This is a genomic window from Nonomuraea sp. KM90, assembly GCF_052246675.1.
In the GTDB taxonomy this organism is placed as follows: Bacteria; Actinomycetota; Actinomycetes; order Streptosporangiales; family Streptosporangiaceae; genus Nonomuraea.
Genome location: NZ_JBQQCB010000040.1, coordinates 25,085 through 51,570 on the forward strand (window position 1 = coordinate 25,085; position 26,486 = coordinate 51,570).

The 26,486-nt window shown below is 70.9% G+C and carries 29 protein-coding genes; 9 read left to right on the forward strand and 20 right to left on the reverse strand.

Annotated elements, in window-relative coordinates:
* Positions 1 to 115: 115 nt before the first annotated feature.
* The 5 genes from hemB to ACTWPW_RS31760 are packed head-to-tail and all read right to left on the reverse strand — an operon-like array spanning position 116 to position 5,516.
* Positions 116 to 1,099 carry a porphobilinogen synthase gene (gene hemB / locus ACTWPW_RS31740; protein ID WP_364126275.1) on the reverse strand — a complete coding sequence of 328 codons (984 nt, stop codon included), beginning with the start codon at positions 1,097 to 1,099 and terminating at the stop codon, positions 116 to 118.
* Positions 1,100 to 1,127: 28 nt separating this feature from the next.
* Complete coding sequence (locus ACTWPW_RS31745) at positions 1,128 to 2,672, reverse strand: bifunctional uroporphyrinogen-III C-methyltransferase/uroporphyrinogen-III synthase (protein ID WP_364126272.1); 1,545 nt, start codon at positions 2,670 to 2,672, stop codon at positions 1,128 to 1,130.
* Positions 2,669 to 3,586, reverse strand: coding sequence for a hydroxymethylbilane synthase (gene hemC, locus ACTWPW_RS31750; protein WP_375114538.1), 918 nt, complete (start codon positions 3,584 to 3,586; stop codon positions 2,669 to 2,671). Before hemC ends, ACTWPW_RS31745 begins: the two co-directional genes overlap by 4 nt.
* Complete coding sequence (locus tag ACTWPW_RS31755; protein WP_375114537.1) at positions 3,586 to 4,842, reverse strand: glutamyl-tRNA reductase; 1,257 nt, start codon at positions 4,840 to 4,842, stop codon at positions 3,586 to 3,588. The genes hemC and ACTWPW_RS31755 overlap by 1 nt, the downstream gene beginning before the upstream one ends.
* Positions 4,839 to 5,516: a redox-sensing transcriptional repressor Rex gene (locus tag ACTWPW_RS31760; RefSeq protein ID WP_375114536.1), complete on the reverse strand. Its 678-nt coding sequence runs from the start codon at positions 5,514 to 5,516 to the stop codon at positions 4,839 to 4,841. The genes ACTWPW_RS31755 and ACTWPW_RS31760 overlap by 4 nt, the downstream gene beginning before the upstream one ends.
* 115 nt (positions 5,517 to 5,631) lie before the next feature.
* On the opposite strand from ACTWPW_RS31760, the gene ACTWPW_RS31765 reads away from it, so the two are divergent.
* The gene (locus ACTWPW_RS31765) at positions 5,632 to 5,868 is read left to right on the forward strand and encodes a glutaredoxin family protein (RefSeq protein ID WP_364126262.1); all 237 of its coding nucleotides are present in this window, start codon (positions 5,632 to 5,634) and stop codon (positions 5,866 to 5,868) included.
* Between the two features lie 6 nt (positions 5,869 to 5,874).
* Here ACTWPW_RS31765 and ACTWPW_RS31770 read toward each other — a convergent pair whose 3' ends face one another.
* Complete coding sequence (locus ACTWPW_RS31770) at positions 5,875 to 7,359, reverse strand: antibiotic biosynthesis monooxygenase (protein WP_375114535.1); 1,485 nt, start codon at positions 7,357 to 7,359, stop codon at positions 5,875 to 5,877.
* Between the two features lie 179 nt (positions 7,360 to 7,538).
* On the opposite strand from ACTWPW_RS31770, the gene ACTWPW_RS31775 reads away from it, so the two are divergent.
* Genes ACTWPW_RS31775 through ACTWPW_RS31785 form a run of 3 tightly spaced genes read left to right on the forward strand, consistent with a single transcriptional unit; the run spans position 7,539 to position 9,823 of the window.
* Positions 7,539 to 8,225 (forward strand): sigma-70 family RNA polymerase sigma factor, encoded by a 687-nt coding sequence (locus ACTWPW_RS31775; protein WP_364126257.1) that lies wholly within the window; start codon positions 7,539 to 7,541, stop codon positions 8,223 to 8,225.
* Positions 8,226 to 8,284: 59 nt separating this feature from the next.
* Positions 8,285 to 8,923 (forward strand): DUF5667 domain-containing protein, encoded by a 639-nt coding sequence (locus ACTWPW_RS31780; protein ID WP_375114534.1) that lies wholly within the window; start codon positions 8,285 to 8,287, stop codon positions 8,921 to 8,923.
* A gap of 30 nt (positions 8,924 to 8,953) precedes the next feature.
* Positions 8,954 to 9,823 carry an HAD family hydrolase gene (locus ACTWPW_RS31785; RefSeq protein ID WP_375114533.1) on the forward strand — a complete coding sequence of 290 codons (870 nt, stop codon included), beginning with the start codon at positions 8,954 to 8,956 and terminating at the stop codon, positions 9,821 to 9,823.
* Between the two features lies 1 nt (position 9,824).
* Here the strand turns inward: ACTWPW_RS31785 and ACTWPW_RS31790 are convergent, their stop codons facing one another.
* The 9 genes from ACTWPW_RS31790 to ACTWPW_RS31830 all read right to left on the reverse strand — a co-directional run bounded on the left by ACTWPW_RS31790 (position 9,825) and on the right by ACTWPW_RS31830 (position 16,999).
* The gene (locus ACTWPW_RS31790; protein ID WP_375114532.1) at positions 9,825 to 10,829 is read right to left on the reverse strand and encodes an LCP family protein; all 1,005 of its coding nucleotides are present in this window, start codon (positions 10,827 to 10,829) and stop codon (positions 9,825 to 9,827) included.
* 2 nt (positions 10,830 to 10,831) lie between these two features.
* A complete protein-coding gene (locus ACTWPW_RS31795; RefSeq protein WP_364126247.1) occupies positions 10,832 to 11,410 on the reverse strand; it encodes an RNA polymerase sigma factor in 579 nt (192 codons plus the stop codon).
* 58 nt (positions 11,411 to 11,468) lie between these two features.
* Complete coding sequence (locus ACTWPW_RS31800; RefSeq protein ID WP_443170783.1) at positions 11,469 to 12,266, reverse strand: SDR family NAD(P)-dependent oxidoreductase; 798 nt, start codon at positions 12,264 to 12,266, stop codon at positions 11,469 to 11,471.
* 69 nt (positions 12,267 to 12,335) lie between these two features.
* Complete coding sequence (locus ACTWPW_RS31805) at positions 12,336 to 13,235, reverse strand: lysophospholipid acyltransferase family protein (protein WP_375114530.1); 900 nt, start codon at positions 13,233 to 13,235, stop codon at positions 12,336 to 12,338.
* Positions 13,232 to 14,227, reverse strand: a complete 996-nt coding sequence (locus ACTWPW_RS31810; protein WP_364126238.1) for an NAD-dependent epimerase/dehydratase family protein — start codon at positions 14,225 to 14,227, stop codon at positions 13,232 to 13,234. Before ACTWPW_RS31810 ends, ACTWPW_RS31805 begins: the two co-directional genes overlap by 4 nt.
* 22 nt (positions 14,228 to 14,249) lie before the next feature.
* On the reverse strand, positions 14,250 to 14,348 hold the full coding sequence (locus ACTWPW_RS31815; RefSeq protein WP_018654693.1) for a 30S ribosomal protein bS22: 99 nt from the start codon (positions 14,346 to 14,348) through the stop codon (positions 14,250 to 14,252).
* Between the two features lie 174 nt (positions 14,349 to 14,522).
* Positions 14,523 to 14,726, reverse strand: coding sequence for a helix-turn-helix domain-containing protein (locus ACTWPW_RS31820; protein WP_026214222.1), 204 nt, complete (start codon positions 14,724 to 14,726; stop codon positions 14,523 to 14,525).
* A gap of 312 nt (positions 14,727 to 15,038) precedes the next feature.
* On the reverse strand, positions 15,039 to 15,821 hold the full coding sequence (locus tag ACTWPW_RS31825) for a phosphatase (RefSeq protein ID WP_443170784.1): 783 nt from the start codon (positions 15,819 to 15,821) through the stop codon (positions 15,039 to 15,041).
* Positions 15,822 to 15,835: 14 nt separating this feature from the next.
* Positions 15,836 to 16,999: an acetoin utilization protein AcuC gene (locus tag ACTWPW_RS31830; RefSeq protein ID WP_375114528.1), complete on the reverse strand. Its 1,164-nt coding sequence runs from the start codon at positions 16,997 to 16,999 to the stop codon at positions 15,836 to 15,838.
* A 127-nt stretch (positions 17,000 to 17,126) separates the two neighbouring features.
* Between ACTWPW_RS31830 and ACTWPW_RS31835 the strand changes: the two genes are divergently transcribed.
* The 4 genes from ACTWPW_RS31835 to ACTWPW_RS31850 all read left to right on the forward strand — a co-directional run bounded on the left by ACTWPW_RS31835 (position 17,127) and on the right by ACTWPW_RS31850 (position 20,628).
* Positions 17,127 to 18,254 carry a sensor histidine kinase gene (locus tag ACTWPW_RS31835; RefSeq protein ID WP_443170785.1) on the forward strand — a complete coding sequence of 376 codons (1,128 nt, stop codon included), beginning with the start codon at positions 17,127 to 17,129 and terminating at the stop codon, positions 18,252 to 18,254.
* Positions 18,251 to 18,919, forward strand: a complete 669-nt coding sequence (locus tag ACTWPW_RS31840) for a response regulator (protein WP_443170786.1) — start codon at positions 18,251 to 18,253, stop codon at positions 18,917 to 18,919. Before ACTWPW_RS31835 ends, ACTWPW_RS31840 begins: the two co-directional genes overlap by 4 nt.
* Positions 18,920 to 19,000: 81 nt before the next feature.
* Positions 19,001 to 19,891: an ABC transporter ATP-binding protein gene (locus tag ACTWPW_RS31845; RefSeq protein ID WP_443170787.1), complete on the forward strand. Its 891-nt coding sequence runs from the start codon at positions 19,001 to 19,003 to the stop codon at positions 19,889 to 19,891.
* Positions 19,888 to 20,628 (forward strand): hypothetical protein, encoded by a 741-nt coding sequence (locus ACTWPW_RS31850; RefSeq protein ID WP_443170788.1) that lies wholly within the window; start codon positions 19,888 to 19,890, stop codon positions 20,626 to 20,628. The genes ACTWPW_RS31845 and ACTWPW_RS31850 overlap by 4 nt, the downstream gene beginning before the upstream one ends.
* A 46-nt stretch (positions 20,629 to 20,674) precedes the next feature.
* Here the strand turns inward: ACTWPW_RS31850 and ACTWPW_RS31855 are convergent, their stop codons facing one another.
* The 5 genes from ACTWPW_RS31855 to ACTWPW_RS31875 all read right to left on the reverse strand — a co-directional run bounded on the left by ACTWPW_RS31855 (position 20,675) and on the right by ACTWPW_RS31875 (position 25,847).
* The gene (locus ACTWPW_RS31855; RefSeq protein ID WP_375114523.1) at positions 20,675 to 21,859 is read right to left on the reverse strand and encodes an ABC transporter permease; all 1,185 of its coding nucleotides are present in this window, start codon (positions 21,857 to 21,859) and stop codon (positions 20,675 to 20,677) included.
* Positions 21,856 to 22,545: an ABC transporter ATP-binding protein gene (locus tag ACTWPW_RS31860; protein WP_375114522.1), complete on the reverse strand. Its 690-nt coding sequence runs from the start codon at positions 22,543 to 22,545 to the stop codon at positions 21,856 to 21,858. The genes ACTWPW_RS31855 and ACTWPW_RS31860 overlap by 4 nt, the downstream gene beginning before the upstream one ends.
* A gap of 29 nt (positions 22,546 to 22,574) precedes the next feature.
* Complete coding sequence (locus ACTWPW_RS31865) at positions 22,575 to 23,924, reverse strand: efflux RND transporter periplasmic adaptor subunit (protein WP_443170789.1); 1,350 nt, start codon at positions 23,922 to 23,924, stop codon at positions 22,575 to 22,577.
* A gap of 201 nt (positions 23,925 to 24,125) precedes the next feature.
* Positions 24,126 to 24,920: a pyrroline-5-carboxylate reductase gene (gene proC / locus ACTWPW_RS31870; protein ID WP_375114520.1), complete on the reverse strand. Its 795-nt coding sequence runs from the start codon at positions 24,918 to 24,920 to the stop codon at positions 24,126 to 24,128.
* A gap of 45 nt (positions 24,921 to 24,965) precedes the next feature.
* The gene (locus ACTWPW_RS31875; protein WP_443170790.1) at positions 24,966 to 25,847 is read right to left on the reverse strand and encodes a proline dehydrogenase family protein; all 882 of its coding nucleotides are present in this window, start codon (positions 25,845 to 25,847) and stop codon (positions 24,966 to 24,968) included.
* 97 nt (positions 25,848 to 25,944) lie between these two features.
* On the opposite strand from ACTWPW_RS31875, the gene ACTWPW_RS31880 reads away from it, so the two are divergent.
* Entirely contained in the window at positions 25,945 to 26,391 is a 447-nt protein-coding gene (locus ACTWPW_RS31880) for a hypothetical protein (protein WP_364126203.1), read from the forward strand.
* The last annotated feature ends 95 nt before the right edge of the window (positions 26,392 to 26,486 follow it).

Genomic DNA, 26,486 nt, shown 5'->3' on the forward strand with positions numbered 1-26,486 from the left:
GAGTCCCCGTGCCTGAGGAGGCCCCGGCTCCGGGCGTTGCGCACACGCGGGACACACCAGCACTTGTCATGCACTCTAACCCACAGGCCCCACGAGTTGACGGGAAACCCCTTGGTTAGAGCGTTCGCGCCACTTCCGTGGCCCAGTACGTGAGGATCAGGTCGGCCCCCGCCCGCTTGATCGCGACCAGCGACTCCATGATCATCCGCTGCCGGTCCACCCAGCCGTTGGCGGCCGCCGCCTCGATCATCGCGTATTCGCCGCTCACCTGGTAGGCGGCCACCGGCACGTCCACCTCGTCGCGGAAGCGGGCGATGACGTCGAGGTAGGCCAGCGCCGGCTTGACCATGACGGCGTCGGCGCCCTCCGCCAGGTCGAGGCGCACCTCGCGCAGGGCCTCCTCCAGCGGCCCGGCCGGGTCCTGCTGGTGGGTGCTGCGGTCGCCGAACTGCGGCGCGCACTCGGCGGCGTCGCGGAACGGGCCGAAGAAGGCCGACGCGTACTTGGCCGAATAGGCCAAAATCGGGATATTTCCGTAACCTGCCCCGTCCAGGGCCGCACGGATCGCCCCCACCTGGCCGTCCATCATCCCGCTCGGCGCCACCATCTGCGACCCGGCCTCGGCCTGGGCCACCGCGATCGAGGCGTACCGCTCCAGCGTGGCGTCGTTGTCCACGTCACCGGACGGGGTGAGGATGCCGCAGTGCCCGTTGTCGGTGAACTCGTCGAGGCACGTGTCGGCCATCACCACGATGGAGTCGCCGACCTCGGCGGTCACGTCGCGCAGCGCCTTCTGCAGGATCCCGTCGGGATCGTCGGCGGCCGAGCCGCGGGCGTCCTTCACCGCCGGGATGCCGAACAACATCAGCCCGCCCACCCCGGCCTCGGCGGCCTCGTGGGCGGCCTTGCGCAGCGAGTCGCGGGTGTGCTGCACCACGCCGGGCATCGAGGCCACGGGGTGCGCCTCGGAGATGCCTTCCTTGACGAACATGGGCAGGATCAGGTCGGCGGCGTGCAGCCGGGTGCCCGCCACCATCCGGCGCAGGGCCGGGCTGCGGCGCAGTCGCCTCGGACGGGCGACGGGGTATTGCGCGCTCATTCGGCGCTCCTTCCGGGGTGTCGCACGCTCATTTGGCTCTCCTCCTGGCTCCCCGGCGGTTCTGCGAGGGCCGGCGCGGGGTGTCACCCACGGCCAGGGCCGCCTGGCGCTGCTTGGCTCCGTACTCGGCGACCGCGGCGGCCAGGGCGGAGGCGGACGGCTTGTCGGCCATGACGTCGACCCGGAGCCCGAACTCCTCGGCCGTCTTGGCCGTCTGCGGCCCGATGACCGCGATCACGGTCACGTTGTGCGGCTTGCCCGCGATGCCCACGAGGTTGCGCACGGTGGACGAGGACGTGAAGAGCACGGCGTCGAAGCCGCCGCCCTTGATGGCCTCGCGGATGGGTGCGGGCGGCGGGGCGGCCCGCACGGTGCGGTACGCGGTGACGTCGTCGCACTCCCAGCCCAGCTCGGTGAGCCCGGCGACGAGCGTGTCGGTGGAGATGTCGGCCCGCGGCAGCAGCACCCGGTTGATCGGGTCGAGCATCGAGTCGTACGGCGGCCACTCGGCCACCAGCCCCTCGGACGACTGCTCCCCCGAGGGCAGCAGGTCGGGCTTGACCCCGAACTCGACCAGGGCCCGCGCGGTCGCGTCGCCCACGGCCGCCACCTTGAGCCCGGCGAAGGCACGGGCGTCGAGACCGTATTCCTCGAACTTCTCGCGCACCGCCTTGACCGCGTTCGAGCTGGTGAAGGCCACCCACTCGTAGCGGCCGGTGACCAGGCCCTTGATCGCGCGGTCCATCTGCTGCGGCGTGCGGGGCGGCTCGACCGAGATGGTCGGCACCTCCTCGGGCACCGCGCCGTAGGCGATGAGCTGCTCGGACAGGCTGCGCGACTGCTCCTTCGTACGGGGCACCAGCACCCGCCACCCGAACAGCGGCTTGGTCTCGAACCACGACAGCTTGTCCCGCAGCCCCACGGCCTCGCCGACCACGATCAGCGCGGGCTCGGTGAACCCGGCGTGCTTGAGGTCGGCCTGGAGCCGTCCGAGCGAGGACACGACGGTGTACTGCTCGGTGGTGGTGCCGCCGCTGCTGACCGCGACGGGCGTGGTGTCGGGCTTGCCGCCGGAGACGAGGGCCTTGCCGATGGCCACGGCGTCGCCGATGCCGTTGTAGATCACCAGCGTGCCGCGGCAGGCGGCGTGGGCCGCCCAGTCCTGCTCCTGGGCCGCGTCGACGATCCGGAACTCGGGCACGGCGGTCGCCGGCGGGATGCCCGCGTAGGTGAGCACGGCGGTCGCGGGCGGCACACCGGGCACGATCTCGAAGTCCACCTCCGCCGCGGCACAGGCCGCCACCTCCTCGGTGATCGAGGAGAACAGCATGGGGTCGCCCTCGCAAAGGCGCACCACCAGTTGCCCCCGTGCGGCGCGCTTGACGAAGTCGCCCTCGGCGACCTCGACGCCCGTGCGGCAGTGGCGCAGCAGCGGGGTCTGCGTCTCCGCGTCGAGCACCACCGCGTCGGCCTTGCCGAGCAGCTCGGCGGCGCGGAGGGTGAGCAGGTTGGGATCGCCGGGGCCCGCGCCCACGAACGCGACGAATCCGGAGGTTGGACTATCGGAGCTCAATGGGAATGCTCCCCCATCAATCTGTCGGCCCCTTCGGCGATCATCTCGGCCGCGAGGAGGCGGCCCAGGTTCGCTGCCTCCGAAGGAGAGCCGGCGGCGGACTTGCGGACCGCTTCGCGGCCGTCGATGGAGACGACCACTGCGGTCAGGTTCAGAGTGTGCCCATCATCGGCCGCGAAAGCACCCACCGGTGCGGAGCACCCGGCCTCCAGGGCGGACAGCACGGCGCGTTCGGCGGTGACCGCGGAGCGCGTGGCCGGGTCGTCGAGCACGCGCAGGAACTCGATCAGGTCGGAGCGGTCAGAGCGGCACTCGACGGCCAGCGCGCCCTGCCCGGGGGCGGGCAGCAGCTCCTCGATCTCGAAGATCTGGGCGATGTCCGCGCTGCGGCCGATCCTGGTCAGGCCGGCCGAGGCCAGCACGACCGCGTCGAGCTCGCCCGAGGTGACCTTGCCGATGCGCGTGTCGGCGTTGCCGCGGATCGGGACGTATTCCAGGTCGGGGCGCAGCGCGCTGAGCATGGCCACGCGACGGGGCGAGCCGGTGCCGACCCTGGCCCCGGGCGGCAGGTCCGCGAACTTGTGCATGCCGACCAGCGCGTCGCGGTGGTCGTGACGGGCCGGGATGGCGGCCAGCGTGAAGCGCGGGTCCTGCTTGGTCGGCAGGTCCTTCAGCGAGTGGACGGCGAAGTCGACCTCATCCTCGATCAGCTTGTCGCGCAGCGCGCTGACGAACACGCCCGTGCCGCCGAGCTGCGCGAGGTGCGCCTTGGTCACGTCGCCGAAGGTCGTGATGCCGACCAGCTCCACCGCGCGCCCGGTGCGCTGGGTGTAGGCGTCGGCCACCATGCCGGACTGCGTGGTCGCCATGAGGCTGCGGCGGGTGCCGAGACGCAGGGTGCCCAACCGTGACATCACAGCTCCACCTCCCTCACGGCCTCGGGCATCTTCGGATCCAAATTGAACAACTCACGCAACGCTTCCGCATAATGATCGCCTCCTGGGCAGGTGGCGAGCTGCTTGACACGCACAGTCGGCTCGTGAAGCAGTTTGTCGACGACCCGCTGAACGGTCATGGCGACCTCGTCCTTGACCCGCTCGTCGAGGTCGGGCACGCGCATCAGCAGGCGGCCCAGCTCCGACTCGACCACGCTCGCCGCCTTGCTGCGCAGCGCCACCACGGTCGGGGTGACCTTCGCCGCCCGCTCGGCGTCGAGGTAGGCGCGCAGCTCCTCGGCGACGAGGGCGCGTACGGACTGAACGGCGTCGCCCTCGCGAGAGCCGATGCCGGACTCCTGGATCGTCTCCAGGTCCACCAGCGTGACGCCGGGGACGGCGCGCACGGCCGGGTCGATGTCGTGGGGCAGCGCCAGGTCCAGCAGGAACGCGGGCCGGCTCAGCATGCCGGGGGTGATGACGTGGCGGCCGGCGCCGGTGCAGGTGATCACCAGGTCGGCCGTGGCCAGCTCGTCGGCCACGGCGGCGAACTCGACCGCCCGCCCGCCGACGGACTCGGCCAGCCGGGCGCCCCGCTCGTACGTACGGTTGGCCACGACGATGTCGGTGACCCCGGCGCGCGCCAGCGTGACGGCGGCCAGGGAGCTCATGGAGCCCGCGCCGACCACCAGGGCGCGCCGCCCGGCCAGGTCGCCCGCGAGGGCGAGGCCCGCGGAGACGAGGGAGGCGCCGTGCTTGTCGATGCCGGTGTCGTGGTGCGCCCGCTTGCCGACCCGCAGCGCCTGCTGGACCAGGTCGTTGAGGGTGGCGCCCACCGTGCCCTGCCGCTGGGCCAGCTTGAGCGCCTGGCGGACCTGCCCGAGGATCTGGCCCTCGCCGACGACCATGGAGTCGAGGCCGCACACCACGGAGAACAGGTGCTCGACCGCCCGCTCCTCGTAGTGCACGTAGAAGTGCGGCGTCAGCTCGTCGACCGGGACGCCCGAGTGCACGCCCAGCAGGTTGCTGATGGCGGTCACGGCGGCGTGGAAGCGGTCGACCGTGACGTAGACCTCGACCCGGTTGCAGGTCGAGACCACCATGGCCTCGGCGACGCAGGGGTCGCTCTGCACGTCGTGCAGGAGCTTGACGAGCGCGTCGCCCGTCATCGAGACGCGCTCGAGAAGAGCCACCGGCGCGGTCCGGTGGCTTAGTCCGATAGACAGAACACTCATTGACTGTCCACCGCCATGAGTGGCCCCCCAGCCTTGCGTTGCTCGTGGAACGCGAGAATCTGCAGTTCGATTGATAGGTCGACTTTACGGACATCGACGGTGTCCGGTACGGAAAGTACGACTGGCGCGAAGTTCAGGATGCTGGTTACGCCCACGGCGACCACGCGATCGCAGACCTTCTGCGCCGCTGCCGCCGGTGTCGCCAGAACCACGATCGAGACTCCACGCCGCTTGATGACGGCTTCCAGTTCGTCGATGTGCTCCACATTCAATCCCGCGATGGTGTCGCCCACGACTTCGGGGTCGGCGTCCACGAGCGCCGCGACCCGGAAGCCCCTGGAGACGAAACCGCCGTAGTTGGCCAGCGCGCGACCGAGGTTACCGACTCCGACGATCGCGACCGCCCAGTCTTGCGTCAGGCCGAGCTCGCGGGAGATCTGGTAGACGAGGTATTCGACGTCATAGCCTACGCCGCGGGTGCCGTAGGAGCCGAGGTGCGACAGGTCCTTGCGCAGTTTGGCGGAGTTCACGCCGGCCGCCACGGCCAGGTCCTCCGAGCTGACGGTCGCGACGCCCCGCTCCGCCATCCCGTGCAGCGCCCGGAGGTACAACGGAAGCCTGGCGACCGTCGCCTCGGGTATACCGCGGTCACGGGGCTGGGACGGGCTCTTCACGTGCCGGTGCTCCAGGGGACGGGCGGCTTGGGGACCGCGTGACGGGAATCGAACCGTCTTTCAGGTTAATCCCTTTGTGAACCGATGCACAAAGTCAGCGGGGTACGGTTGCGTTATGCATCGCATCACGTTGCTCGGCAAGCCCGGCTGTCACTTGTGTGACGACGCGCGAGAGATCATCGCGAGGGTCGCGGGCGAGCTCGGCGTGCCGTGGGAGGAGGTCAGCATCGACTCCTCCGACGAGCTCAAGGAAAAATACTGGGAGATGATCCCGGTCACGCTGATCGACGGCGTGCAGCACGACTTCTGGCGCGTCGACGAGAGCCGCCTGCGCGCCGCGCTCACCACCTGAGCGGGCTCAGTACATCGCGGTGGGCAGCGGCACCACCTTCGCGGCGTTGACGGTGAGCTCGATCACATTGGTGGCCAGCACCATGGCCTGCCGTTCGTTGACGAACCTCTCAACGTGCGGCTGCCGCTGGTGGTCGCGGTAGGCGACCTCGTCGCGATAGAGCTCGTAGACGATCCGCTGCAGCGGCGCCGACTTCACCGCGTGGCAGGCGTAGACCAGCGTGTCCGGCTCGCCGCGGCGCACGGCCTCGACGGTCGCCTCGGCCAGCCGGTCGAACGCGTCGCCGGCCCCGTCCATGATCGTGAAGACCGTGAGCAGGCCGTAGATGGTCGGTGACGGCTTGCCGGAGGCGGGCTGCTGCCGCGGCGCGGGCGAGAACACGTCGGCGCCGGGGAAGACGGCTCCCGTCCCGGGCACGGCGTAGTCGGGGCGCTGGGGCGGGGCGCCGTTCATGATGTAGCCGGTCGAGGGACCCGCGTCGGGCGGCGGGGCCATGCGGGCGGCGTAGTCGACCTCCTGGTCGCCCGCGCGGTATTCGGCCACCAGGTCCCCCAGCCCGGACGCCCGGCGCGGCGGCGCGGGCGGCAGGTCGGCGGCGGGCACGGGCTCGGGCATGCCCATCGGCTGGGGCCTCTCGTCGCGGAACATCGGGCGGTCGCCAACTGGCATCTGGCGGTCGCCGACCGGCATCGGGCGCTCGCCCAGGGGCATGGGCCGCTCCTCGCGATGCTGGGCACGCTCGTCGCGGCGCTGAGAGCGCTCGTCACGGCGTGCGGGCCGCTCGTCGCTGTCAGGACCGAAGTCGTCCTCGTCGTCGTCCTCGTACGGCGCCAGCGGCCGCAGCACGGTGTACCAGACCGCGGCCCCGGCCACGGCCAGCAGCGCCGTGGTGAACAGCGCCGGCACCGGGAACCTCATCGCGCCCACGAGCGCCAGCCCCGACGGGACGATGACGACGGTCGCGTGCAGGTTGTCGGTGTCGTATTCGTCGCCGCTGCGCCACTTGAGCCCCGCCACGACCAGCATCGCCAGCATGACCAGCACGGCGACGGCGTGCACGCCGATCAGCAGGTAGCCGGGCGGGACGTTCCAGTGGGTCGCGGCGGAGGGCAGGGACTTGCCCATGTCCGTGTTCTTCAGCGGGTCGAAAACCATGATCACCGCGGCGACGACGGTCAGCGCGATGCCGAGCAGCCACGCCAGGAACCGGGGCGGCACCTTCTCCGACAGCAGCTGCACGAGCCCGATGGCCAGCCAGAGCGGCGCCAGCAACGATCCGGTCACCTGGTAGATCCGGAAGGTGACCTGGCCGAAGCCCATGAGGTAGCCGATGCCGATCACGACCAGTGAAAGGCAAAGGGCCACGACTGCAACGGTCCAGGCGATCAACCACCCCTCGGGCTCGTCGCGCAGTCGTTGGATCAGGGCACCTGCCGCGATCGCGGCCAAGAGCGCACCGGCAAGAGCTATGACAGCAACGAGGATCTCCATGGTGACTCCAATGCTGCCGGACGATGCCTCCCAGCCGGTAGCCGAAGAGGGAACGGGTCGGTCCAACACGGTATCCGCCGATTACGCCTAGTCATGCCAGGACGATGTGGATTGTGAATTTTCCGGTTGATTTCTAGAGTGTTCGAGCACGCCGCACCCCTTACCCCTAGGGATACCGGATGCCTGACTCGTCGCCGTTCGCCGGGCTGCTGGCGCCAGCGGTCGCTGGACCTGCCCGGACGGGCGAGCTCGCCGTGCGCGAAGACGTACGTGACAGCGGGCGTGAAGACGTGCGCGAGGACGCGCGGGACGGCGTGCCCGACGACCTGCGTACGCTGGTGATGCACGCCAAGAACGGATGCACGCAGTCCTTTGGCACGCTCTATGACCGCTACGTCGACCTCGTCTACCGCTACATCTACTTCCGCGTGGGCTCCCACCCGCTGGCCGAGGACCTCACCAGCGAGACGTTCCTGCGCGCGCTGCGCAGGATCGGCGACTTCACCTGGCAGGGCCGCGACTTCGGGGCCTGGCTCGTGACCATCGCGAGGAACCTGGTGACCGACCACTTCAAGTCCGGGCGCTACCGGCTGGAGGTACCGACCGGAGAGGTGATCGACGTTCCGCTCGACGGTTCCCACATCCCCGAGAACGCCGTGGTCACGGCCATCATCAACGACCGCGTGCTGCGTGCCGTACGCGATCTCAATCCCGAACAACAGGAATGCGTGGTCCTGCGCTTCCTGCACGGCCTCTCGCTCGCGGAAACCGCGCTGATCATGGGGAAGAAGAGTGGAGCGATCAAAGCGCTGCAGTTCCGGGCCGTACGGGCGCTGGCCAGGGCTCTCAAGCACGACCTGGCGTAACCTCCGCCATCGGCCCCTCGTTAGGCAAGTGTCATGGCCTGGTCGGTCAGGGAGCTGTCATGAGTAGTGCGCGCAGGCGGCGGGAGCGCGTGCTCGAACACCTCACGGAGCTGAGGGAGCTGCCGCTCGGCGGCGCGCCGGAGCCTGCCTTCAGGGACCGGCTGCGCGCCGAGCTGCTGTCCGGCGCGCTCGCCGAGGAGCGGGCGGCGCCGGCCGCGCCGGCGGGCCACCGCCGCCCGGTCCGGCGCCGGCCGCTGCTGTCCCAGCTCGCCGCCGTGGGGCTGGCGGCGGCCATGATGGTCTCCTCCTTCGCCACCTACCGGGCGGTGCCGGGTGATTCGCTCTACCCGCTCAAGCGCGCCGCCGAGAGCACGCTCGTCCGCCTCAGCACCGACGACGCCGAACGCGGCGAGCGCGAGCTCGCCTCGGCCAAGACGCGCGCCAAGGAGGTCGCGAGCCTGCTCGGCTCGTCCACCGACGGCCCGCTGATCGACAAGACGCTGGAGGACATGGAGGAGTCGACGCGGGCGGGCATCAGCCGCCTCGAACGGACCGAACCGCGCTCACCGAAGATCAAGACTTTCGCGCGGGACCAGAAGGAGACCGTCAAGCCGATGCTCCAGCAGCTCAACGAGGATCAGCTGGCCCAGGCGGAGGGGTATCTCGACTACATCGAGGGTCTGGTCGCCCCTGAGTAGGAAAGTAAGCTGAAGCCCATGTGGCGGCTTATGCGACGACGACAGGAAGTCCGGCCGGAGGTCGCCGGTGAGGCCGCGGCGCGAGCGGCGGTCACCGTCGCCCCGGTCGCCCCGGTCGAGCCCGACCTGCAGGCCGCGGCCTTCTTCGACGTGGACAACACGATGATGCGCGGCGCGTCGATCTACCACTTCGCCCGCGGGCTGGCCACCCGCGGGCTGTTCACGACGTCCGACCTGTTCAAGTTCGCCGTCGGGCAGGCGGTGTTCCGGCTGCGGGGCAACGAGAACCCCGAGCACATCGCGGTGGCCAGGGAGACGGCGCTGGCCTTCGTCGCCGGCGCCAAGGTCGACGACGTCGTACGCCTCGGCGAGGAGATCTACGACGAGGTCATGGCCGACCGCATCTGGGGCGGCACCCGCGCTCTCGCCCAGAGCCACCTCGACGCCGGCCAGCGGGTCTGGCTGGTCACCGCCACGCCGATCGAGCTGTCCAGGGTCATCGCGCAGCGGCTCGGCCTGACGGGCGCGCTCGGCACGGTCGCCGAGACCAGCAACGGCGTCTACACCGGGCGGCTGGTCGGCGACCTGCTGCACGGACCCGCCAAGGCCGAGGCCGTGCGCGCGCTGGCCCGCCGGGAGGGGCTGGACCTGACGCGGTGCACGGCCTACAGCGACTCGGCCAACGACCTTCCCATGCTGTCGCTGGTCGGCAACGCGGTGGCGATCAACCCGGACAGCGAGCTGCGCGAGCACGCCAGGAAGCACGACTGGCCGATCAAGGACTTCCGCACGGGCCGCAAGGCCACGCTCACGGCCCTGCCCATCGCGGCAGGCGTGGGGGCGGTCGCCGGCGGCGTGGCGGCGGGCCTGGCCCTGCGCCGCCACTACCGCCGGTCCTGAGCTACTCCTTCAGCGACTCGAACAGCTGGTCCGCCTCCGGCTGCGCCCACTCGATCCGGTTCCTGTCCTTCGCGTGCGGCTTCCAGGGCACCGCCAGGAAGGTCATCTTGGTGCCGGCCAGCTGCGTGCCCAGCTCGTACATCTCCTCCAGGCTGAGATCGGTCCTCACCTTCTCGCGCAGCACGGCGAGCAGGTCCTTGAGCTTGCCGGGTTCGGCGACCATCCGCTGCGCCTTCTTCAGCATCGCCAGCACGACCGTCTGCTGCCGCTTCAGCCGCGCGATGTCGGAGCCGTCCCCGTAGCCGCGCAGGCGCACGTAGCCGAGGGCCCGCTCGCCGTCGAGCACCTGCTCGCCCGCGGAGAGCCGCAGCTTGGAGGCCCGGTCGTCCACCGGCTCGGGCACCTTGACGGTCACGCCCCCGAGCGCGTCCACCATGTCCTTGAAGCCGGCGAAGTCCACGTCGATCGTGTAGTCCAGGCGCAGTCCCGTCAGCTTCTCCAGCGTCGTCCTGAGGCACGCGGCGCCACCCTTGGCGTACGCCGAGTTGATCATGTCGATCCGGGCCGGCTCCGAGCCGCAGGGCGCGATCCGCACCATCGAGTCGCGCGAGATGCTGACCGCCGTGGCCCTGCCCCGGTCGGCCGGCACGTGCACGATCATGATCGTGTCGGAGCGCTGGTCCGCGTGCTGGCTCCGCGGACCGTACTTGGCGTTGCCCGCGCCCTGCCGCGAGTCCGAACCGATCACCAGCACGTTCCTGGCGCCGCTCACGTCCACCCGATCGGCCCCGGCCGGCGGCGCGGCCGTGTGCTGGGTGCCGATGAGCACCGTGGGCACCGCGACGGCGGTGGCCGTGGCGGCGGCCACGAGGCCGGCCGTCCACCAGCCCGTCCACCTGCGCCGGGGGCGGGCGCGCAGGAAGCGGTCCCGCTGGCGGGCGAGGGTCGCGGGAGGTTCGTGCTCCAGCTCTCCCCCGAGGTTCCGGAGCAGCTTCAGGTCGTCCATCGTCACTCCTCCTCCATCGGGTTGGCGTCGCCGAGCGCGGCACGTACCTTCCGCCTGCCCCTGTTGAGGCGGGAGCGCACGGTTCCGACGGGGATGCCGAGCGCTCGCGCGACCTCCTCGTACGTGAGATCGCCCCAGGCGATCAGCAGCAGGACGTCGCGGTCCTTGGCCGGGAGCGCGGCCAGCGCGCCGGCCAGCTCCGCGCGGACGGCCTGGGCGGTCACCCCGGCCGCCACCCGGTCGGCGGGCGACTCCACCTCGGAGTCGACAGGGGCGCGCAGGAGGGCCCGGTAGCGGGCCGCCTCCGTGCGGTGGTGCCGGGAGACGAGCTTGGTCAGGATGCCGAACAGCCAGGGCCGGGCGTCCGGGTACGCCAGGTCGTAGCTCCTCCTCCGGGAGAAGGCGACCAGGAAGGTCTCCCCGACGAGGTCCTCGGCGGGCTCGGGGCCGAGGCGTTTGGAGACGTACCTGTAGAGCATGGCGGAGTAGCGGTCGAAGAGCTCGGCGAACGCCTCGGGTTCGGTCCACGAGGCGCTCACGAGCTCCGAGTCCGCACCCTTGACGGCGGGTTGCGTGATCATCTCCGCCCTTCTGTGGGGGATCGGTCACGGATGTCTTGCCACAACCCGCCGTTCGGGTTCACAGCTCCTTGAGCTGGCCCCCGTCGATCACGAACTCGGCACCGGTCGTGCTGCCGGAGCGGGGGGACACGAGCAGGGCGATCGCGTCGGCGATCTCCTGCGGGTGCACGAGCCGCCCGGTGGTCAGCTTCATCATCGCAGGGGCGACCTCGGAGATCACACTCTCCTTGTCCGACCCGGCCAGCCCGGCGATGACCTCGGCCGCGCCGCCCTGCTTGGTCCACCAGTCGGTCAGCACCGGCCCGGGCGAGACGGTGTTGGCCCTGATGCCCTGGGGGCCGTACTCCTCGGACAGCGACTTGCCGATCGCCAGCACGGCCGCCTTGGCCGCGCTGTAGTCCACGTTCATGGCGCCGGGCTGCCTGCCCATCGTCGAGGACACGTTGACGATCGAGCCGCCGCCCCGCTCCAGCATGACGGGCACCGCGGCCCGGATCATGCGTACGGCGGCGAACACGTTGAACTCGAACATCGCCCGCCAGTCCTCGTCATCCGGCGTCATGAACCCCACCCGCGGCAACGTCGCCCCGGGCGGCGGCCCGCCGGCGTTGTTGACCAGGATGTCCACCCCGCCGAACTCCTCGACCGCGCGGGCGACGACCCGGGCCGGGGCCTCCGGGTCCATCAGGTCCACCGCGACGTGCGCCACCTTGCCGTCGATGGGAGCTTCGGCGGGCGTGCGCGAGGCGGTGACCACGTGGGCGCCCTCCTCGGCCAAGGTGCGGGCGACGGCCAGGCCGATGCCCTTGGACGCGCCCGTGACGACGGCGACGCGGCCGGAAAGCTGCAGATCCATGGGAGTTCTCCTCCGGTGTTCGGCGATGACGGTTGCTGAACACCGGGGCCGCCGCGGAGGTTGCAGCCCTCAGAGGAACGGCGGGAAGGCGTGGCCCCTGCGCAGGCGGAGCTCGTTGAGCAACTGCTGGATGACCTCGCGCACGTGGTCGGTGATGTTGAAGACGGTCATGGGGTCGTCGGCCGCCGACGGGTCGTACTCGTCGGTGCGGATCGGCTCGCCGAACTCGATCATCCACTTCGACGGCAGCGGCACCAGGCCGAGCGGGCCGAGCAGCGGGAAGAACGGGGTGATCGGCAGGTAGGGCAGGCCCAGCATCCGGGCCAGGAACTTGAGGTCGCCGATCTTGGGATAGATCTCCTCGGCCCCCACGATCGCGGTGGGCACGATCGGCACCCCGGCGCGGATGGCCGAGGCCACGAAGCCGCCGCGGCCGAAGCGCTGCAGCTTGTAGCGCTCGGAGAACGGCTTGCCGACGCCCTTGAACCCCTCGGGGAACACCCCGACGAGCTCGCCCTTGCGCAGCAGCCGGTCGGCGTCCTCGCGGCAGGCCAGCGTGTGGCCGGTCTTGCGCGCCAGGTGGCTGAGCAGCGGGAGCTGGTAGACCAGGTCGGCGCCGAGCAGTCGCAGCGGCCGGCCGGCCTCGTCGTGCAGCGCCACCTGCAACATCAGCGCGTCCATCGGCAGGGTGCCCGAGTGGTTGGCGACGATCAGGGCGCCGCTGTCGTCGGGGATGTTCTTGAGCTCGACCGTCTCCACCCTGAACCAGTGGTTGTAGAGCGGCCTGATCAGCTCGAGGACCACCTTGTCAGTCAGCTCGGCGTCGTAGCCGAACTCGTCGACCTCGTAGTCGCCCGTGACCCGCCTGCGCAGGAAGGCCAGCATCCTGGCCATGGGGTCGGGCTCCTCGAAGGAGGGTGCCGCACTGATCGGGATCACGCGGGCCTCTTCCTCGTGGGGAACGCTCAAGTGAGGACACCTCCGAACGGCCGCAGGCCGCGCGAGCGCAGGTAGTCGTCGAAGGCCGCCCCGGTGGTGAACTTGGGCTTCCAGCCCAGCTCCGCCTCCAGCCTGGAGGTGTCGACGGCGCGGCCGTGGCTCATCAGCCTGACCTGCTCCGGCGAGTATTCGACCAGCCCGATCTTGCGTACGGCGCTGCCCAGCGCCCTGAAGGCGGGCGAGAACAGCGGCAGCGACGGCCGCCCCGCCCTCCGGGCGCACTGCGACAGCAGCAACACGCCTGCCCCGGCCACGTTGTACGTGCCGGGGTGATCCTCGGTCGCCATCCGGCGCAGCACCTCGACCGCGTCGTCCTCATGGACGAACTGCAGCCGCGGGTCGAAGCCGAACACGGTCGGCAGCACCGGCTGGGTGAAGTAACGCGTCAGCGGCGAGTCGACGCCGGAACCCATGAAGTTGGCGAAGCGCAGCAGCGACACCGTCACGTCGGGACGGCGCCGGGCGAAGCCCCGCACGTAGCCCTCGACCTCGACCGCGTCTTTGGCATAGCCGTGGACGGGGCCGTCGTGCGGCTCCAGGTCCTCGGTGAACACCGCGGGATCGCGGGGCGACGAGCCGTAGACGGCGGTGGTGGAACGCACCACCACGCGCCGCACGGTCGCCGACCGCTGGCAGGCACCGAGCAGTTGCATGGTGCCGATGACGTTGTGCTCCTTCATGGCGGCCCTGCCACCGCTCCGCGAGGGAGCGCTGACCAGGCTCATGTGCACAACGGTGTCGATGTCCGCGGCCGCGATCACCTGAGCGATGTCGGGGCTGCGCAGATCGACCCGGACGAACTCCGTCCGGCCGAGAGAGATGCCGCCTTCTCGCGTCAGCGAGGAGGGCGGCACGGTGTCCACTCCGATGACACGGCTGATGTCCGGGTCCGCCGCCAGAACGCTCGCCACCCGGGCGCCTATGTGGCGCGAGACCCCGGTGACAAGCACGGTGTGGGTCATCAGCGCCTCGCAGCTGCGTCGGTTACTTCTTGTTACGCCGCTGGATGCGCGTCTTCTTGAGCAGCTTGCGGTGCTTCTTCTTAGCCATCCGCTTGCGGCGCTTCTTGATGACAGAGCCCACGGGACCCCCAGGTACTGATAGCAAGTCTGGAACGGAGTGCGAGCGCACACCGGGTCACAGACTACCGGCGATCCATGGTAGATCGCCCCCCGGGGGGTGAGAGCCCGGTCGCATGTGCGGCGGCCGGGCCCCTCCCGCGACAGCATTCACGACACGGTCTGGCGTGTCGCTACATCAACCTGCCTCGATGTAGGCCTCCCGCAGATAGTCGTGTACCGCCTGCTCAGGCACCCTGAACGATCGGCCGACTCTGATGGCCGGCAGCTCGCCAGAGTGGACGAGCCGGTACACCGTCATCTTGGACACCCTCATGACCGTCGCCACTTCTGCGACGGTCAGGAACTTCACCTCGCTGAGAGGTCTTTCGCCTGCACCCATCGGACGCCTCTTCCGCACGTGTTTCCGGGTTATCCCCACTGGTGCCATTGCTCACGCACGTGTACTGCCGTCAGCGTAAGTCGGGACTCCGAGTGCGCAAACCCCCTATTTTCTCAGCCGACGGAGCCACCTGTCAGCCGAACCAGCGAAATCGCTGGCCAGCAGCCGGGCCGAGCACCTCACTCGGACGTTGGAACTGTCCAAGCTGCCACACATAAGAGTCGCCGGAGCCCCATCAAAAGTTGGCAAAGGGACAGCGAGCCCCTTGGAATGCAGGCGCGAAAAGACGGTATGGGGATGACCGAATCGGACTCAAAGGGCGCGTGAGACTTCTGTGACTAGTCTCTCGGTCAGCGGAGCGTAATAGCGCGGTAGCACGTTGTCGTCAAGTGGCACGACCACGTCAATCTTGCCCTCCGCCTCCCCGACGAACAGCCCGGGGTCGTTGCTGTCGGCGAACGCCACTGTCGGCACACCGGCCTCTCCGGCCGCTCCCGCCCAGCCATGATCGGCGATCACCAGGTCCGGCAGGTCGTCACCGAGCTCGCCGAGCATGTGCCGCATCGGGGCGGAGTCGTGGGTGTGCACCAGCGCGCCCCGGTCGTCGAGCATGGCGATGTCCTCCAGGTAACGGATCCTTCTGGGACGACCGAAACTCGACCCCGCGTACGTCCAGCCCTCGGCGGGCGACAGCAACCGCGCGCCGCGCGCGGCGCAGAAGGCGGCCAGCCGCAGGTGCACGGCCAGCAGGCCCGTGGGGTGCCCGGTGGCGAACAGGATGCGCGGGCTCGGCCGCGTCAGCACGGCGGCGATGCGCTCGGCCATGGCGTCGATCGCGTCGATCGTCAGGTCGGGGTCGATGGTGTCCTGGCCCCAGCGGTGTCCCGGGTCGGAGACCACGCCCGCGGACTTGGCCATCAGCGCCAGGATGTCGCGGTAGGACCACGGCTGGTCGAACGTCAGGCCCAGCGCGTAGTAGGGATCACCGTTGGCCAGCGAGCTGTAGTGGTCGAGGTTGTTCTCGCGAGAGGTCGCGACATCGCCGGCTATGCGGCTGTAGACAAGTTGTTCTCGGAGTTCGTCGCGGCTCAGCACTGCTTCTTTCCTCGTCAGGGCATCGGATCGAGGCCGTGCAGGGGGAACACCGCGTGCCGGGTCGCCATGACCGCACGGTCAATGGGGTCCGCTGGATCATAACCATCGGAGAAGTCGCGAAATTCCGGGCTTCGGCCGTCGGTCATGGTAAGGGGCGGGGTCTCGCCCGTACGCTCCCGTACGAACCGGCGCCATTCCTCGCTCGTCGGCGTGGCCGGATCGAGCGGGTGCCCCGCCATCTCGGCGATGAGGTGCGTCCACGCCCGCGGCACCACCTGGACGAGCTCGTAGCCGCCACCGCCGGTCGCGATCCACCGCCCGCCGGCCGTCTCGTGGGCCAGGCGGTGCAGGGCGGCGTACGCGGCCCGCTGGCCGTCCACGCTGAGCATCAGGTTGGCCAGCGGGTCGAGCGCGTGGCTGTCGCAGCCGTGCTGGGTCACCAGGATCTCCGGCCCGAAGTCGTGCAGCAGCGGCGGCACGACCGCGTGGAAGGCCCGCAGCCAGCCGGAGTCGCCGCAGCCGGCCGGGAGCGCGACGTTGACGGCCGTTCCGTCGGCGCCGGTCTCCTCCGGGAACCCGGTGCCGGGGAAGAGCGTGCGGGGGCTCTCGTGCAGGCTGATCGTCAGGACCCTGGGGTCGTCGTAGAACACCGTCTGCACGCCGTCGCCGTGGTGGACGTCGACGTCCACGTACGCGATGCGGCCCACCCCCCGCTCCAGCAGCCAGGCGATGGCCAGCGCCGGGTCGTTGTAGACGCAGAACCCGCTGGCCACGGCGGGCATCGCGTGGTGCAGCCCGCCGGCGATGTTGACCGCGTGCTCGGCCGAGCCCTCCCAGACCGAGCGGGCGGCGGCCAGGGAGGCGCCGGCGATCAGCGCGGAGGCCTCGTGGACGCCCGCGAACGCGGGGTTGTCGGTCGTGCCGAGCCCGGCGGTGAGGTCGGGCCGGCCGGAGGCGGACACGCGCTTGACGGCCTCGATGTAGCCGCGCTCGTGGACCAGGGAGAGCTCGTCGTCGGTCGCGGGCGCGCAGCCGGTCATCTCGACCTTGTCGAGCACGCCCAGCTCGCGGGCCAGCGCCATGGTCAGCTCCACGCGCACGGGATGGAGCGGATGGCTCGCGCCGAAGTTGTAGGAGGTGAGAGCGTCGTCCCAGATCACCCGTGCCGACCGGCTCATGCCAACCCCTCTGCTGCGCCCTCGCCTTGCGCCGACGTTACCGCAGCGCAGGCACCTCGTTGTAGCCCAGGTTCATGGCTGCGAAACCTGCGGGCAATAGGGGAAAATCGTGAATTAGGGTTTCAGCGTGCGCGTGGCGCGGGCCTTCATGAAGATCGTGCGGTTCTTACGGCGTCCCCAGGTGTTCGACCGGGCGCTGGTGATCGTCCTGGCCGCGCCGATGCTCATCGGGACCATCGCCCTGGTCCTCCGGGGCCAGACGGGCACCGTCCCGGGCTCGGCGCACTACCTGCTGGGCCTGGCGCTGCTGCTCATGCGCCGCCGCCGCCCGATCCTGACGGCGGCGCTGGTGGCCGTGACCGACGTGGTCTTCCTCGCCACGCAGACCGTGGCGATGACGAACCTGCCCACGATCATCGCCCTCTACAGCGTGGGCCGCTACACCAGCGGCCGCACGACCGCGATCGCCTCCGGGGCGGCGTTCGCCGTCTACGCCACGGCGCAGGAGCTGTCCTGGCCCGGCTCGGGCGGCTGGGTGGCGGCGCTGTTCACGGTCGGGATGTCCGTGGGGGTCGGGCAGCTCGTACTCCTCAGGGCGGAGCTCAACGACCGCAACAGGCGCGAGGTGGCCGACGCCGCCGTACGGGCGGAGCGCCGGCGCATCGCCAGGGAGCTGCACGACGTGGTGGCGCACCACATCACCGTGATCAACGCGCTGGTCGGCGGCGCGCGGGCCACGCTCCCGCCGGAGCAGGAGGTCACCAGGAGCGCCCTGGAGAGCGCCGAGCAGACCGCCCGCCAGGCGATGTCGGAGATGCGCCGCCTGCTCGACGTGCTGAGGGCCGACGGCAACGAGGGGCCGGACGCCGCGACCGGGGTGGGCGCGGAGCGGCTGCCCGAGCTGATCAAGGAGGCCGCGTCGGCCGGGCTGCCCGCCAGCCTGACCGTGACGGGCGAGCCCGTCGGCCTGCCCGCCGCCGTGGACCACGCGGTCTACCGGATCGTGCAGGAGGCGCTGACCAACACCCGCAAGCACGCGGTCAGCGCCAGGGCCAGCGTCCGGCTGGCGTACGGGCCCGCCGCGGTCGAGGTCGAGGTGCTCGACGACGGCCTGGCGAAGGCCGGCGGGACACCGGGCTTCGGGCTCGGGGGCATGGCCGAGCGGGTGGCCCTGTGCGGCGGCCAGCTCTCCACCGGCCCCCGCCCGGACGGAGGATTCCGCGTGCACGCCCGCATCCCGCTGGAGACGAGATGACGCCTGACGGAACGATCAAGGTGCTGCTGGCCGACGACCACGAGCTGGTGCGCAAGGGCTTCAGGCTGATGCTCGACGCGCAGCCCGACCTGGGCGTGGTCGGCGAGGCGGCGGACGGCGCGCAGGCGGTGGACCTGAGCCGGCGGCTGCGGCCGGACGTGGTGCTGATGGACCTGCACATGCCGGGCATGGACGGGGTGCGCGCGACCCAGCTGATCACCGCCGAGCTGCCGGGTGTGCGGGTGCTCGCGCTGAGCACGTTCGACCTGGACGAGAACGTGGTCGCCGCCCTGCGCGCGGGCGCGGACGGGTTCCTGCCCAAGGACGTCTCGCCGGAGGAGCTGATCGAGGGCGTGCGCGTGGTACACCGGGGCGAGTCCGCCGTCGCGCCGCGCCTGCTGACCCGGCTCATCGGCACGTTCGTCCGCACGTCTCCCCAGCGCCCGGCCCCGGCCGAGCTGGGCGGGCTCACCGAACGCGAGCGGGAGATCCTCGTGCTCATCGCCCGCGGCAGGTCGAACGCGGAGATCGCCGCCGGCCTGTCCGTCTCACCCTCGACCGTCAAGAACCACGTGACGAGCCTGTTCGCCAAGATCGGCGTCAGGGACCGCGCGCAGGCGGTGATCGTCGCCTACGAGGCGGCGCTGATCCACCCTGGAGAGTAGGACCAGGGTCCTACACGGCCGTCCCCGAAACGGTTCCCGGGCAGGAAGAAACCGGGCGCGCGCAGCGGCACGCTTGGAGCCATGACCGCGATTCGGGCTACGAACCTGAGCAAGCGCTACGGCGGCACCGTCGCCGTGGCGGACCTGTCGTTCGACGTCGAGCCGGGTCAGGTGACCGGCTTCCTCGGCCCCAACGGCGCCGGCAAGTCGACCACCATGCGCATGATCCTCGGCCTCGACCGGCCTTCGGGCGGCTCCGTGCTCGTGGACGGGAGGCCGTACGGCGAGCTGAGACACCCCCTGCGCAAGGTGGGCGCCCTGCTGGACGCCAAGGCCGTGCACGGCGGGCGCAGCGCCCGCAGCCACCTGCTGGCCATCGCTCAGAGCAACGGCATCCCGGCCGGCCGGGTGAGCGAGGTCCTGGAGCTCGTCGGCCTGCGCGAGGTCGCCAGGCGGCGGGTCGGCGGGTTCTCGCTGGGCATGGCACAGCGGCTGGGTATCGCCGCGACGCTGCTCGGCGACCCGGAGATCCTGCTGTTCGACGAGCCGGTCAACGGCCTCGACCCGGACGGCATCCTGTGGATCCGCACGCTCATGCGCAAGCTGGCGGCCGAGGGGCGGACGGTGTTCGTCTCCAGCCACCTGATGAGCGAGATGGCGCAGACGGCCGACCACCTGATCGTGATCGGCAAGGGCCGGCTCATCGCCGACACGAGCGTGCAGGAGTTCATCGGGCGCAGCTCCCAGGGGTACGTACGCGTGCGCTCGCCCCGGCTGGCCGAGGTGGCCGAGCTGGTCAAGGTGGGCGAGCTGCACCCCGACCACCTGCGGGTCACCGCGATGAGCACCCTCGAGATCGGCACTCTCACCGCCCGTGCGGGCCTCCCTCTGGAGGAGCTGACGTTCGTGCAGCCCTCGCTCGAAGCGGCCTACATGGAGCTGACCAAGGACAGCCTGGAGTTCTCCTCATGATCGACATCCTCAGGTCCGAATGGACCAAGATCCGCTCCGTGCGCTCGACCGTGTGGACGCTGGCCGCCACGGTGGCGCTGATGGTCGGCATCGGCGCGCTCATCAGCGCCGCGAACAGGGGCAACACCGACGGCCCCATCCCCGCCGACGAGGCCATCGCGGGCAGCCTGGTCGGCGTCATGTTCGCCTCGCTCTCCCTGGCCACTCTGGGCGTGCTGGTGATCTCCAGCGAATATCGCACCGGGGGCATCCGCACGTCGCTCATGGCCGTGCCGAAACGGCTGAGCCTGCTCACCGGCAAGATGCTGGTGTTCACCGCGACGGCGCTGGTCACCTCCGCGGTCGCGTCGGCCGCCGCGCTGGCCGTGGGCCTGGCGATCACCCAGCCGCCCTCGCTCGTGCTGGGCGACGCGGCGCGGGCCGTCGGCGGGGCCGCCCTCTTCCTGACCGCCTGCGGCGTGTTCGGGCTGGGTCTGGGCACGCTGGTCCGGCACACGCCCGGCGCGATCATGGCGGCCACCGCGCTGATGCTGGTGCTCCCTCCGCTGATGAACCAGCTGCCCGGGCAGTGGGGCAGGACCGTGGCCGACTACTTCACCACCAACGCCGGGATGCTGATCGCGAACGGGCAGAGCAGCGCCTCGCTGGGGCCGTGGAGCGGGTTCGGCGTCTACCTGGTCTGGATCGCCGTCACCGTGGTCGCGAGCGCCGCACTGCTGCTCCGCCGGGACGCCTGACCCGGCCCGCTGCTCCGCCGGGACGCCTGACCCGGCGCGCGCGGGCTCATTCGGCGCGGAGGGCGATCACGGGATCCAGCCGGCCCGCCCGCCGCGCCGGCGCCACGCCGAAGAACACCCCGACGGCCGCCGACACCCCGAAGGCCAGCACGATCGACCACCACGTGATCGACGCGGGCACCTCGGTGAGCGCCGCGATGGCCAGCGAACCGCCGACCCCGAGCATGATCCCGATGAGCCCGCCGATCGTGGTCAGCAGCACCGCCTCGATGAGGAACTGGGCCAGGATGTCGCGCTGCCTGGCCCCCAGCGCCTTGCGCAACCCGATCTCGCGGGTGCGCTCGCGCACGCTGACCAGCATGATGTTCGACACGCCCACGCCGCCGACCAGCAGCGAGATGCCCGCGATGGCGGCCAGCACGCCGGTGAGCATGCCCAGCACGCTGCCGATCGTGCCGAGCAGGGCCGTCTGCGTGACCGCCGAGAACTGCTCGCCCGGGTACCGGTCCCGCAGCGCCGCCGTCACCCGGTCCGACAGCGGGTCGATCTCCTCGGGCCCGGACGCGCCGACGGCCAGCCCGTTGATCCGCTCGATCCCGAGCAGCCGCTGCGCCGTGGTCACCGGGATGTGGATCTCCTGGTCCCGGGAGAGGCCGAACGTCTGCCCCACCTCGGCGTACACCCCCACCACCCGGAACCTCGCCCCCGCCACCGTCACCTGCCGCCCGATCGGGTCCAGGTCGCCGAACAGCCGGTCGGCCACCTCAGAGCCCAGCACGGCCACCCTGCGCCGGGTGTCCACGTCGGTCTCGCTGAGCGCCCGGCCCTTGCCGACCGGCCGCTCGAAGATGTTGACCATGTTCTGGTCGGTGCCCATCACGGTGACGAACACCTCGGTCCGGCCCACGCGTACGGTCTCGCCCGACTGCAGCGAGACCGTCACCTTCGACGGGTCGCCGACCACCCGCCGGACGTACGCCACGTCGGCCAGCCCGAGCTTGCTCTGCGAGGGCGCCGCGCCCAGGCTGATGCGGCCGGGGACGACGAGGATGATGTTCGTGCCGAGCCCGGAGATCTGCTTCTCGATCTCGTCCTTCGCGCCGGTGCCGATGGCCACCAGGATCACCACGGCCAGCACGCCGATGATCACCCCGAGCATGGTCAGCACGCTGCGCAGCCGGTTGACCCGCAGCGCCTCCAGCGCCATGACCAGCGCCTCGCCGCCCCTCATGACGCGCTGTCCCGCTCGATCAGTCCGTCGCGCACGTGGATCTGCCTCCTGGCGTGGGCCGCGATCTCCGCCTCGTGCGTGACGAGCACCACGGCCACGCCCCCGTCGGCGTTGAGCCGGTCGAGTATGGCCATGACCTCGGCCCCGTTGCTGGTGTCGAGGTTGCCGGTGGGCTCGTCGGCCAGCAGTACCTTCGGCTCGCCGACCAGCGCCCGGGCGATGGCCACGCGCTGCTGCTCGCCGCCGGACATCTGCGAGGGCCGGTGCTCCATGCGATGCCCGAGCCCCACCGACTCCAGCGCCGCACGGGCCCTGGCGCGCCGCTCCGCCCGCCCCAGACCCCGGTAGACCAGCGGCAGCGCCACGTTGTCCAGCGCCGAGGTCCTGGCCAGCAGGTGGAAGGACTGGAAGACGAAGCCGATCGTCTTGTTGCGCAGCTCGGCCAGCTCGGCGTCGGACAACCGGGAGATGTCCACCCCGTTGACCCTCAGCACGCCCGTCGAGGGCCGGTCGAGGCAGCCGAGCAGGTGCATGAGCGTGGACTTCCCGGATCCGGACGGGCCGACGATGGCGGCGAACTCACCCTGGTCGATCCGGAGCGACACGCCGCGCAACGCCTCGACGGCCACGCCGTCGAGCTGGTAGCGGCGGGCGAGGTCCACCGCTTCGATGGCGGGGGCCGTCATGGCAGGATCCGCCCCTCCCGTACGGAGCGTCATGGGAGGGTCTGCCCCTCCCGTACGGAGTCCGCGCCCTTGACCACGATCCGCTCGCCCACGGACAGCCCGCTCAGCACCTCCACCACGGCGTCCCCCTGGGCCCCGAGCTTGACCACGCGCCGCCGCGCCACGCCGTTGCTGACCGCCCACACCACGCTCTCGCGCCCGCTGGAGACGATGGCCGAGGCGGGGGCCGAGACGGCCGACGCCGACTCCCGCACGGTCAGCCGCGTGACGGCGCTCATGCCCGGCTTGGGCGTGGGCGCCTTGGAGCCGTCGTCGAAGGCGCCGGCGCCGAGCGAGAGGCGCACGGGGTAGCTGACGCCGCCCGTGGTGCCCTCCATGGGCGTGACGCCGATGCCGGTGACCACGGCGGTGTACGTGGCGCCGGGCACCGCGTCCAGCTCGACGTCGGCCTTGACGCCCTTGCGCACCAGCAGCACGTCCGTCTCGTCCACGTCGGCGGCCAGGGTGAGCTCGGAGACGTCGGTGACGGTGGCGATCGAGTCACCGGCCGAGATCGGCACCCCCGTGGCGACCGGGGTGCCCGAGGCGGACCCGCCGGAGGGCATGGACGGCAGCTGCTGCCCGCCGCCGGGGAGCTGGCTGAGCAGCCCCTCGACCCCGCTCGGGGCGCCGCCGCCGCCGGACACCCGGCCCAGGGTGACGATGCCGGAGAACGGCGCCTTGACCGTGAGCGACCGCACCGTGCTCTCCGCCGCCTTGACCGCGGCCCTGGCCTGCGACTTCGAGGCGGCCTGGAGGGAGGCCATGGAGCTGGACAGGCCGCTGCTCACGCCGGTCAGCAGGCCGCTGATCGAGCGGTTGAGCTGGGCGGTGATCGACGACAGGGCCTTCGCCTGCGCCCTGTGCTGGGCCTGGGCCAGGTCGATGGCGCTCAGCAGCTGCTTGCGGGCCTGGGGGTCGTCGACCTTCCTGGCCTCCTTGCGGGCCTTGGCGAAGTGGGTGGCGACCTTGCGGTCGAACGCCCTGGTGTCGAAGGTCGGCAGGCGTACGTTCGGGGTGAAGCTCGCAGGGGCCGACATCCTGGACGCCTGGCGGGCCTGGCGCAGCTGGTCCTCGGCCTGGGGCGAGCGGATCCTGGCGATGATCTCGCCCTTGCGGACGCGGTCGCCCTCGCGGACGTACAGCTTGGCGATCGTGCCCTGGGCGGGAGAGCGCAGTGTCGCGGAGGCCCGCGCGCCGATGGTGGCGGGGGCCTCGACGACCTCGGTGACCGGGGCACGCCGGACCTCGGCGAGCTGGACGCTCGGCGGTTCCTCGGAGGTGCAGCCGGTCAGTGCTAACAGGACGAGCAGCGGGGCGAGCCCGCGACGGATCGTCACCCGACCCATCGTAGGATCCCGCCCACCCGCCTCCACAAGCGCCCGCTCGGGCTCTCATCCCCCTGCCGACCCACCCAGCTCAGCACCACCCCGCGCCTCGCGAGCACGCCGGGCGGCGGTCGCGGAGCGGGGCGGACCGGCGCGGAGCGGGGCGGGGCGGACCGGCGCGGAGCGGGGCGGACCGGACGGGCGCGGGAGCGTTCAGCCGGAGGCGAGCTGGCGGCCGCGGTCGCGGGCTGCCTCGATGGCCGCCAGGAACGCCGCGCGCACGCTGTGCCGTTCCAGCTCCGCGATGGCCGCGATCGTGGTGCCCCCCGGCGAGGTGACGGCCTCGCGCAGGATCACCGGGTGCTCGCCGGAGTCGCGCAGCATCACCGCGGCCCCCACGATGGACTGGGTGACCATGTCGAGCGCGGCGGCCCGCGGCATGCCGAGCAGGATGCCGGCGTCCACCATGGCCTCGACCAGGTAGAAGAAGTAGGCGGGCCCGCTGCCGGAGAGGGCGGTGGCGGCGTCCTGCTGCGACTCGGGGATGCGCAGCACCTTGCCGACCGGCTCCAGCAGGCCCTCGGTGAGCTTGAGGTGCTCCTCGCCCGCGTGCGCCCCCGCCGAGATCACGCTCATCGCCTCGTCGAACTTGATCGGCGTGTTCGACATCACCCGCACCACCGGCACGTCGACGCCGAGCCGCTGCTCGACGAAGGACGTCGTGATGCCCGCCGCGGCCGAGATCACCAGGCGGTCGGCGGGGATGTGGGGGGCGATCTCGGCCAGCAGCGTGGCCATGTCCTGCGGTTTGACGGCCAGGATCAGGGTGTCAGCGGCCTTGGCCGCCTCCGGGTTGGACACGACGCGTACGCCATAGGTCTCGCGCAGCGCCTGTGCCCGTTCGGCCCTGCGGGTGGTCGCCATGATGTCGCCCGGCTTGAACCCGGCCCGCAACAACCCGGACAGCAGGGCCTCGCCCATCTTGCCCGTGCCCAGAATCGCGATCATTTCGGCCCCTCGAAAGAAATAGACGCTGGTCTGGAAGCCTATCCGCTAACCCCGGGACACCAGCGACCGCAGGAAGAAGGCCAGGTTGCGGGGCCGCTCGGCCAGGCGGCGCATGAGGTAGGGGTACCAGTCGGAGCCGTACGGGACGTAGACCCGCATCCGCGCGCCGAGCCCCGCCAGGCGGGCCTGCTCCTCGGGGCGCACGCCGTACAACATCTGGTATTCGAAGCCGGTCACGTCGCGGCCGTCCAGCACGGCCAGCGTGGAGGCGATGCGCAGCAGCCTGGGGTCGTGGGTGGCGACCATGGGGTAGCCGGTGCCGGCCATGAGGACCTTCAGGCACCGTACGAACGAGCGGTCGATGTCGGCGGTCCTGGTGTAGGCGCCGGGCGCGGTGTAGGCCCCCTTGCACAGCCGTACGCGGGCGCCGCCGAGCTTCTCGCAGCGGTCCAGCGAGTCCGGCAGGTACGCCTGCACCACCACCCCCACGTCGGGATGCTCCCTGCGCAGCGCGGCGTGCACGGCGTGCAGCCCCGGGATCGTGTCGTGCTCCTCGGCGTCGAGCGTCACCGTGATGCCCTTGCCCGCGGCGGCCGCGCAGATGGCGGCGGTGTTGTCGATCGCGAGCCGCTGTGACAGCCGCAGCCCCAGGGCGGTGAGCTTGACCGAGACGTCGGCGCCCGCGGGCAGCAGGTCGAGCAGCGACAGGTAGTTCGCGACGGCGGCCTCGGCCTGCGCCTGGTCGGTCACCTCCTCGCCGAGGTGGTCGACGGTGACCAGCAGCCCCTTGCGGGTCAGCTCCGCGACCACGGCGCCGATGTCGTCCGCGACATAGCGCCTGACGACGTCGGCGGTCAGCGGCGAGGTGGTGACGAGCCGCTCGGCGCGTCGGCTCTTCGAGATGGCGAGCAAGGCCTGACGGAGCACGCGAACCACACTAATCAGTCGGCTTCTCACCCGTGAACGATCCACGACCGGCTTTGAACCGGCGGCCGGTGTGATCCGTCCTATGGGTATGCGGACAATGACAGCGACTTTCCTGGCCGGATGTCTGGTGCTCGCCACGAGTTGCGGCACGGCCCCGCCGGTCGAGCGGGCCGCCTCCACCACCCCGGAGAAGCCCCCGGTCGTGTCGGAACCGGTCACCACCGCTCCCACGAAGGCTCCCGAGCCGGTCAAGCCGACGGGCAACGCCATCAACGTCCACAAGATCCGCTGGACCAAGGCCAAGCCGGTCTCGAAGGGCAAGAAGATCCAGCTCACCTGGTGGTCGGGCGTGGCGCCGTGCACGGTGCTGGACCGCGTCAAGGTGAAGGAGACCGGCAAGCAGGTCACGATCACCCTGTACGAGGGCACCGCTCCCAAGGCCAGGAACATGTCGTGCATCATGATCGCGGTCGAGAAGACCACGACGGTCAAACTCAAGAAAGCCCTGGGCAAGCGCAAGGTCGTGGACGGCGCCAAGTCGTGATCTGTCCACTTACGGACAACCCCAGTGACAAATGATCGATTTGTTGCGATACATCGATCAGAACACCGTGGCGTGGGGGCGCCGGTGGTGATGTA

Coding starts and splice junctions, on each gene's coding strand:
- hemB (WP_364126275.1), bottom strand. CDS start 1,099: ATGAGCGCGCAATACCCCGTCGCCCGTCCGAGGCGACTGCGCCGCAGC.
- hemC (WP_375114538.1), bottom strand. CDS start 3,586: ATGTCACGGTTGGGCACCCTGCGTCTCGGCACCCGCCGCAGCCTCATG.
- ACTWPW_RS31755 (WP_375114537.1), bottom strand. CDS start 4,842: ATGAGTGTTCTGTCTATCGGACTAAGCCACCGGACCGCGCCGGTGGCT.
- ACTWPW_RS31765 (WP_364126262.1), top strand. CDS start 5,632: ATGCATCGCATCACGTTGCTCGGCAAGCCCGGCTGTCACTTGTGTGAC.
- ACTWPW_RS31770 (WP_375114535.1), bottom strand. CDS start 7,359: ATGGAGATCCTCGTTGCTGTCATAGCTCTTGCCGGTGCGCTCTTGGCC.
- ACTWPW_RS31775 (WP_364126257.1), top strand. CDS start 7,539: ATGCCTGACTCGTCGCCGTTCGCCGGGCTGCTGGCGCCAGCGGTCGCT.
- ACTWPW_RS31780 (WP_375114534.1), top strand. CDS start 8,285: ATGAGTAGTGCGCGCAGGCGGCGGGAGCGCGTGCTCGAACACCTCACG.
- ACTWPW_RS31785 (WP_375114533.1), top strand. CDS start 8,954: ATGCGACGACGACAGGAAGTCCGGCCGGAGGTCGCCGGTGAGGCCGCG.
- ACTWPW_RS31790 (WP_375114532.1), bottom strand. CDS start 10,829: ATGGACGACCTGAAGCTGCTCCGGAACCTCGGGGGAGAGCTGGAGCAC.
- ACTWPW_RS31795 (WP_364126247.1), bottom strand. CDS start 11,410: ATGATCACGCAACCCGCCGTCAAGGGTGCGGACTCGGAGCTCGTGAGC.
- ACTWPW_RS31800 (WP_443170783.1), bottom strand. CDS start 12,266: ATGGATCTGCAGCTTTCCGGCCGCGTCGCCGTCGTCACGGGCGCGTCC.
- ACTWPW_RS31810 (WP_364126238.1), bottom strand. CDS start 14,227: ATGACCCACACCGTGCTTGTCACCGGGGTCTCGCGCCACATAGGCGCC.
- ACTWPW_RS31820 (WP_026214222.1), bottom strand. CDS start 14,726: ATGGGTGCAGGCGAAAGACCTCTCAGCGAGGTGAAGTTCCTGACCGTC.
- ACTWPW_RS31830 (WP_375114528.1), bottom strand. CDS start 16,999: ATGAGCCGGTCGGCACGGGTGATCTGGGACGACGCTCTCACCTCCTAC.
- ACTWPW_RS31840 (WP_443170786.1), top strand. CDS start 18,251: ATGACGCCTGACGGAACGATCAAGGTGCTGCTGGCCGACGACCACGAG.
- ACTWPW_RS31845 (WP_443170787.1), top strand. CDS start 19,001: ATGACCGCGATTCGGGCTACGAACCTGAGCAAGCGCTACGGCGGCACC.
- ACTWPW_RS31850 (WP_443170788.1), top strand. CDS start 19,888: ATGATCGACATCCTCAGGTCCGAATGGACCAAGATCCGCTCCGTGCGC.
- ACTWPW_RS31855 (WP_375114523.1), bottom strand. CDS start 21,859: ATGAGGGGCGGCGAGGCGCTGGTCATGGCGCTGGAGGCGCTGCGGGTC.
- ACTWPW_RS31860 (WP_375114522.1), bottom strand. CDS start 22,545: ATGACGGCCCCCGCCATCGAAGCGGTGGACCTCGCCCGCCGCTACCAG.
- proC (WP_375114520.1), bottom strand. CDS start 24,920: ATGATCGCGATTCTGGGCACGGGCAAGATGGGCGAGGCCCTGCTGTCC.
- ACTWPW_RS31880 (WP_364126203.1), top strand. CDS start 25,945: ATGACAGCGACTTTCCTGGCCGGATGTCTGGTGCTCGCCACGAGTTGC.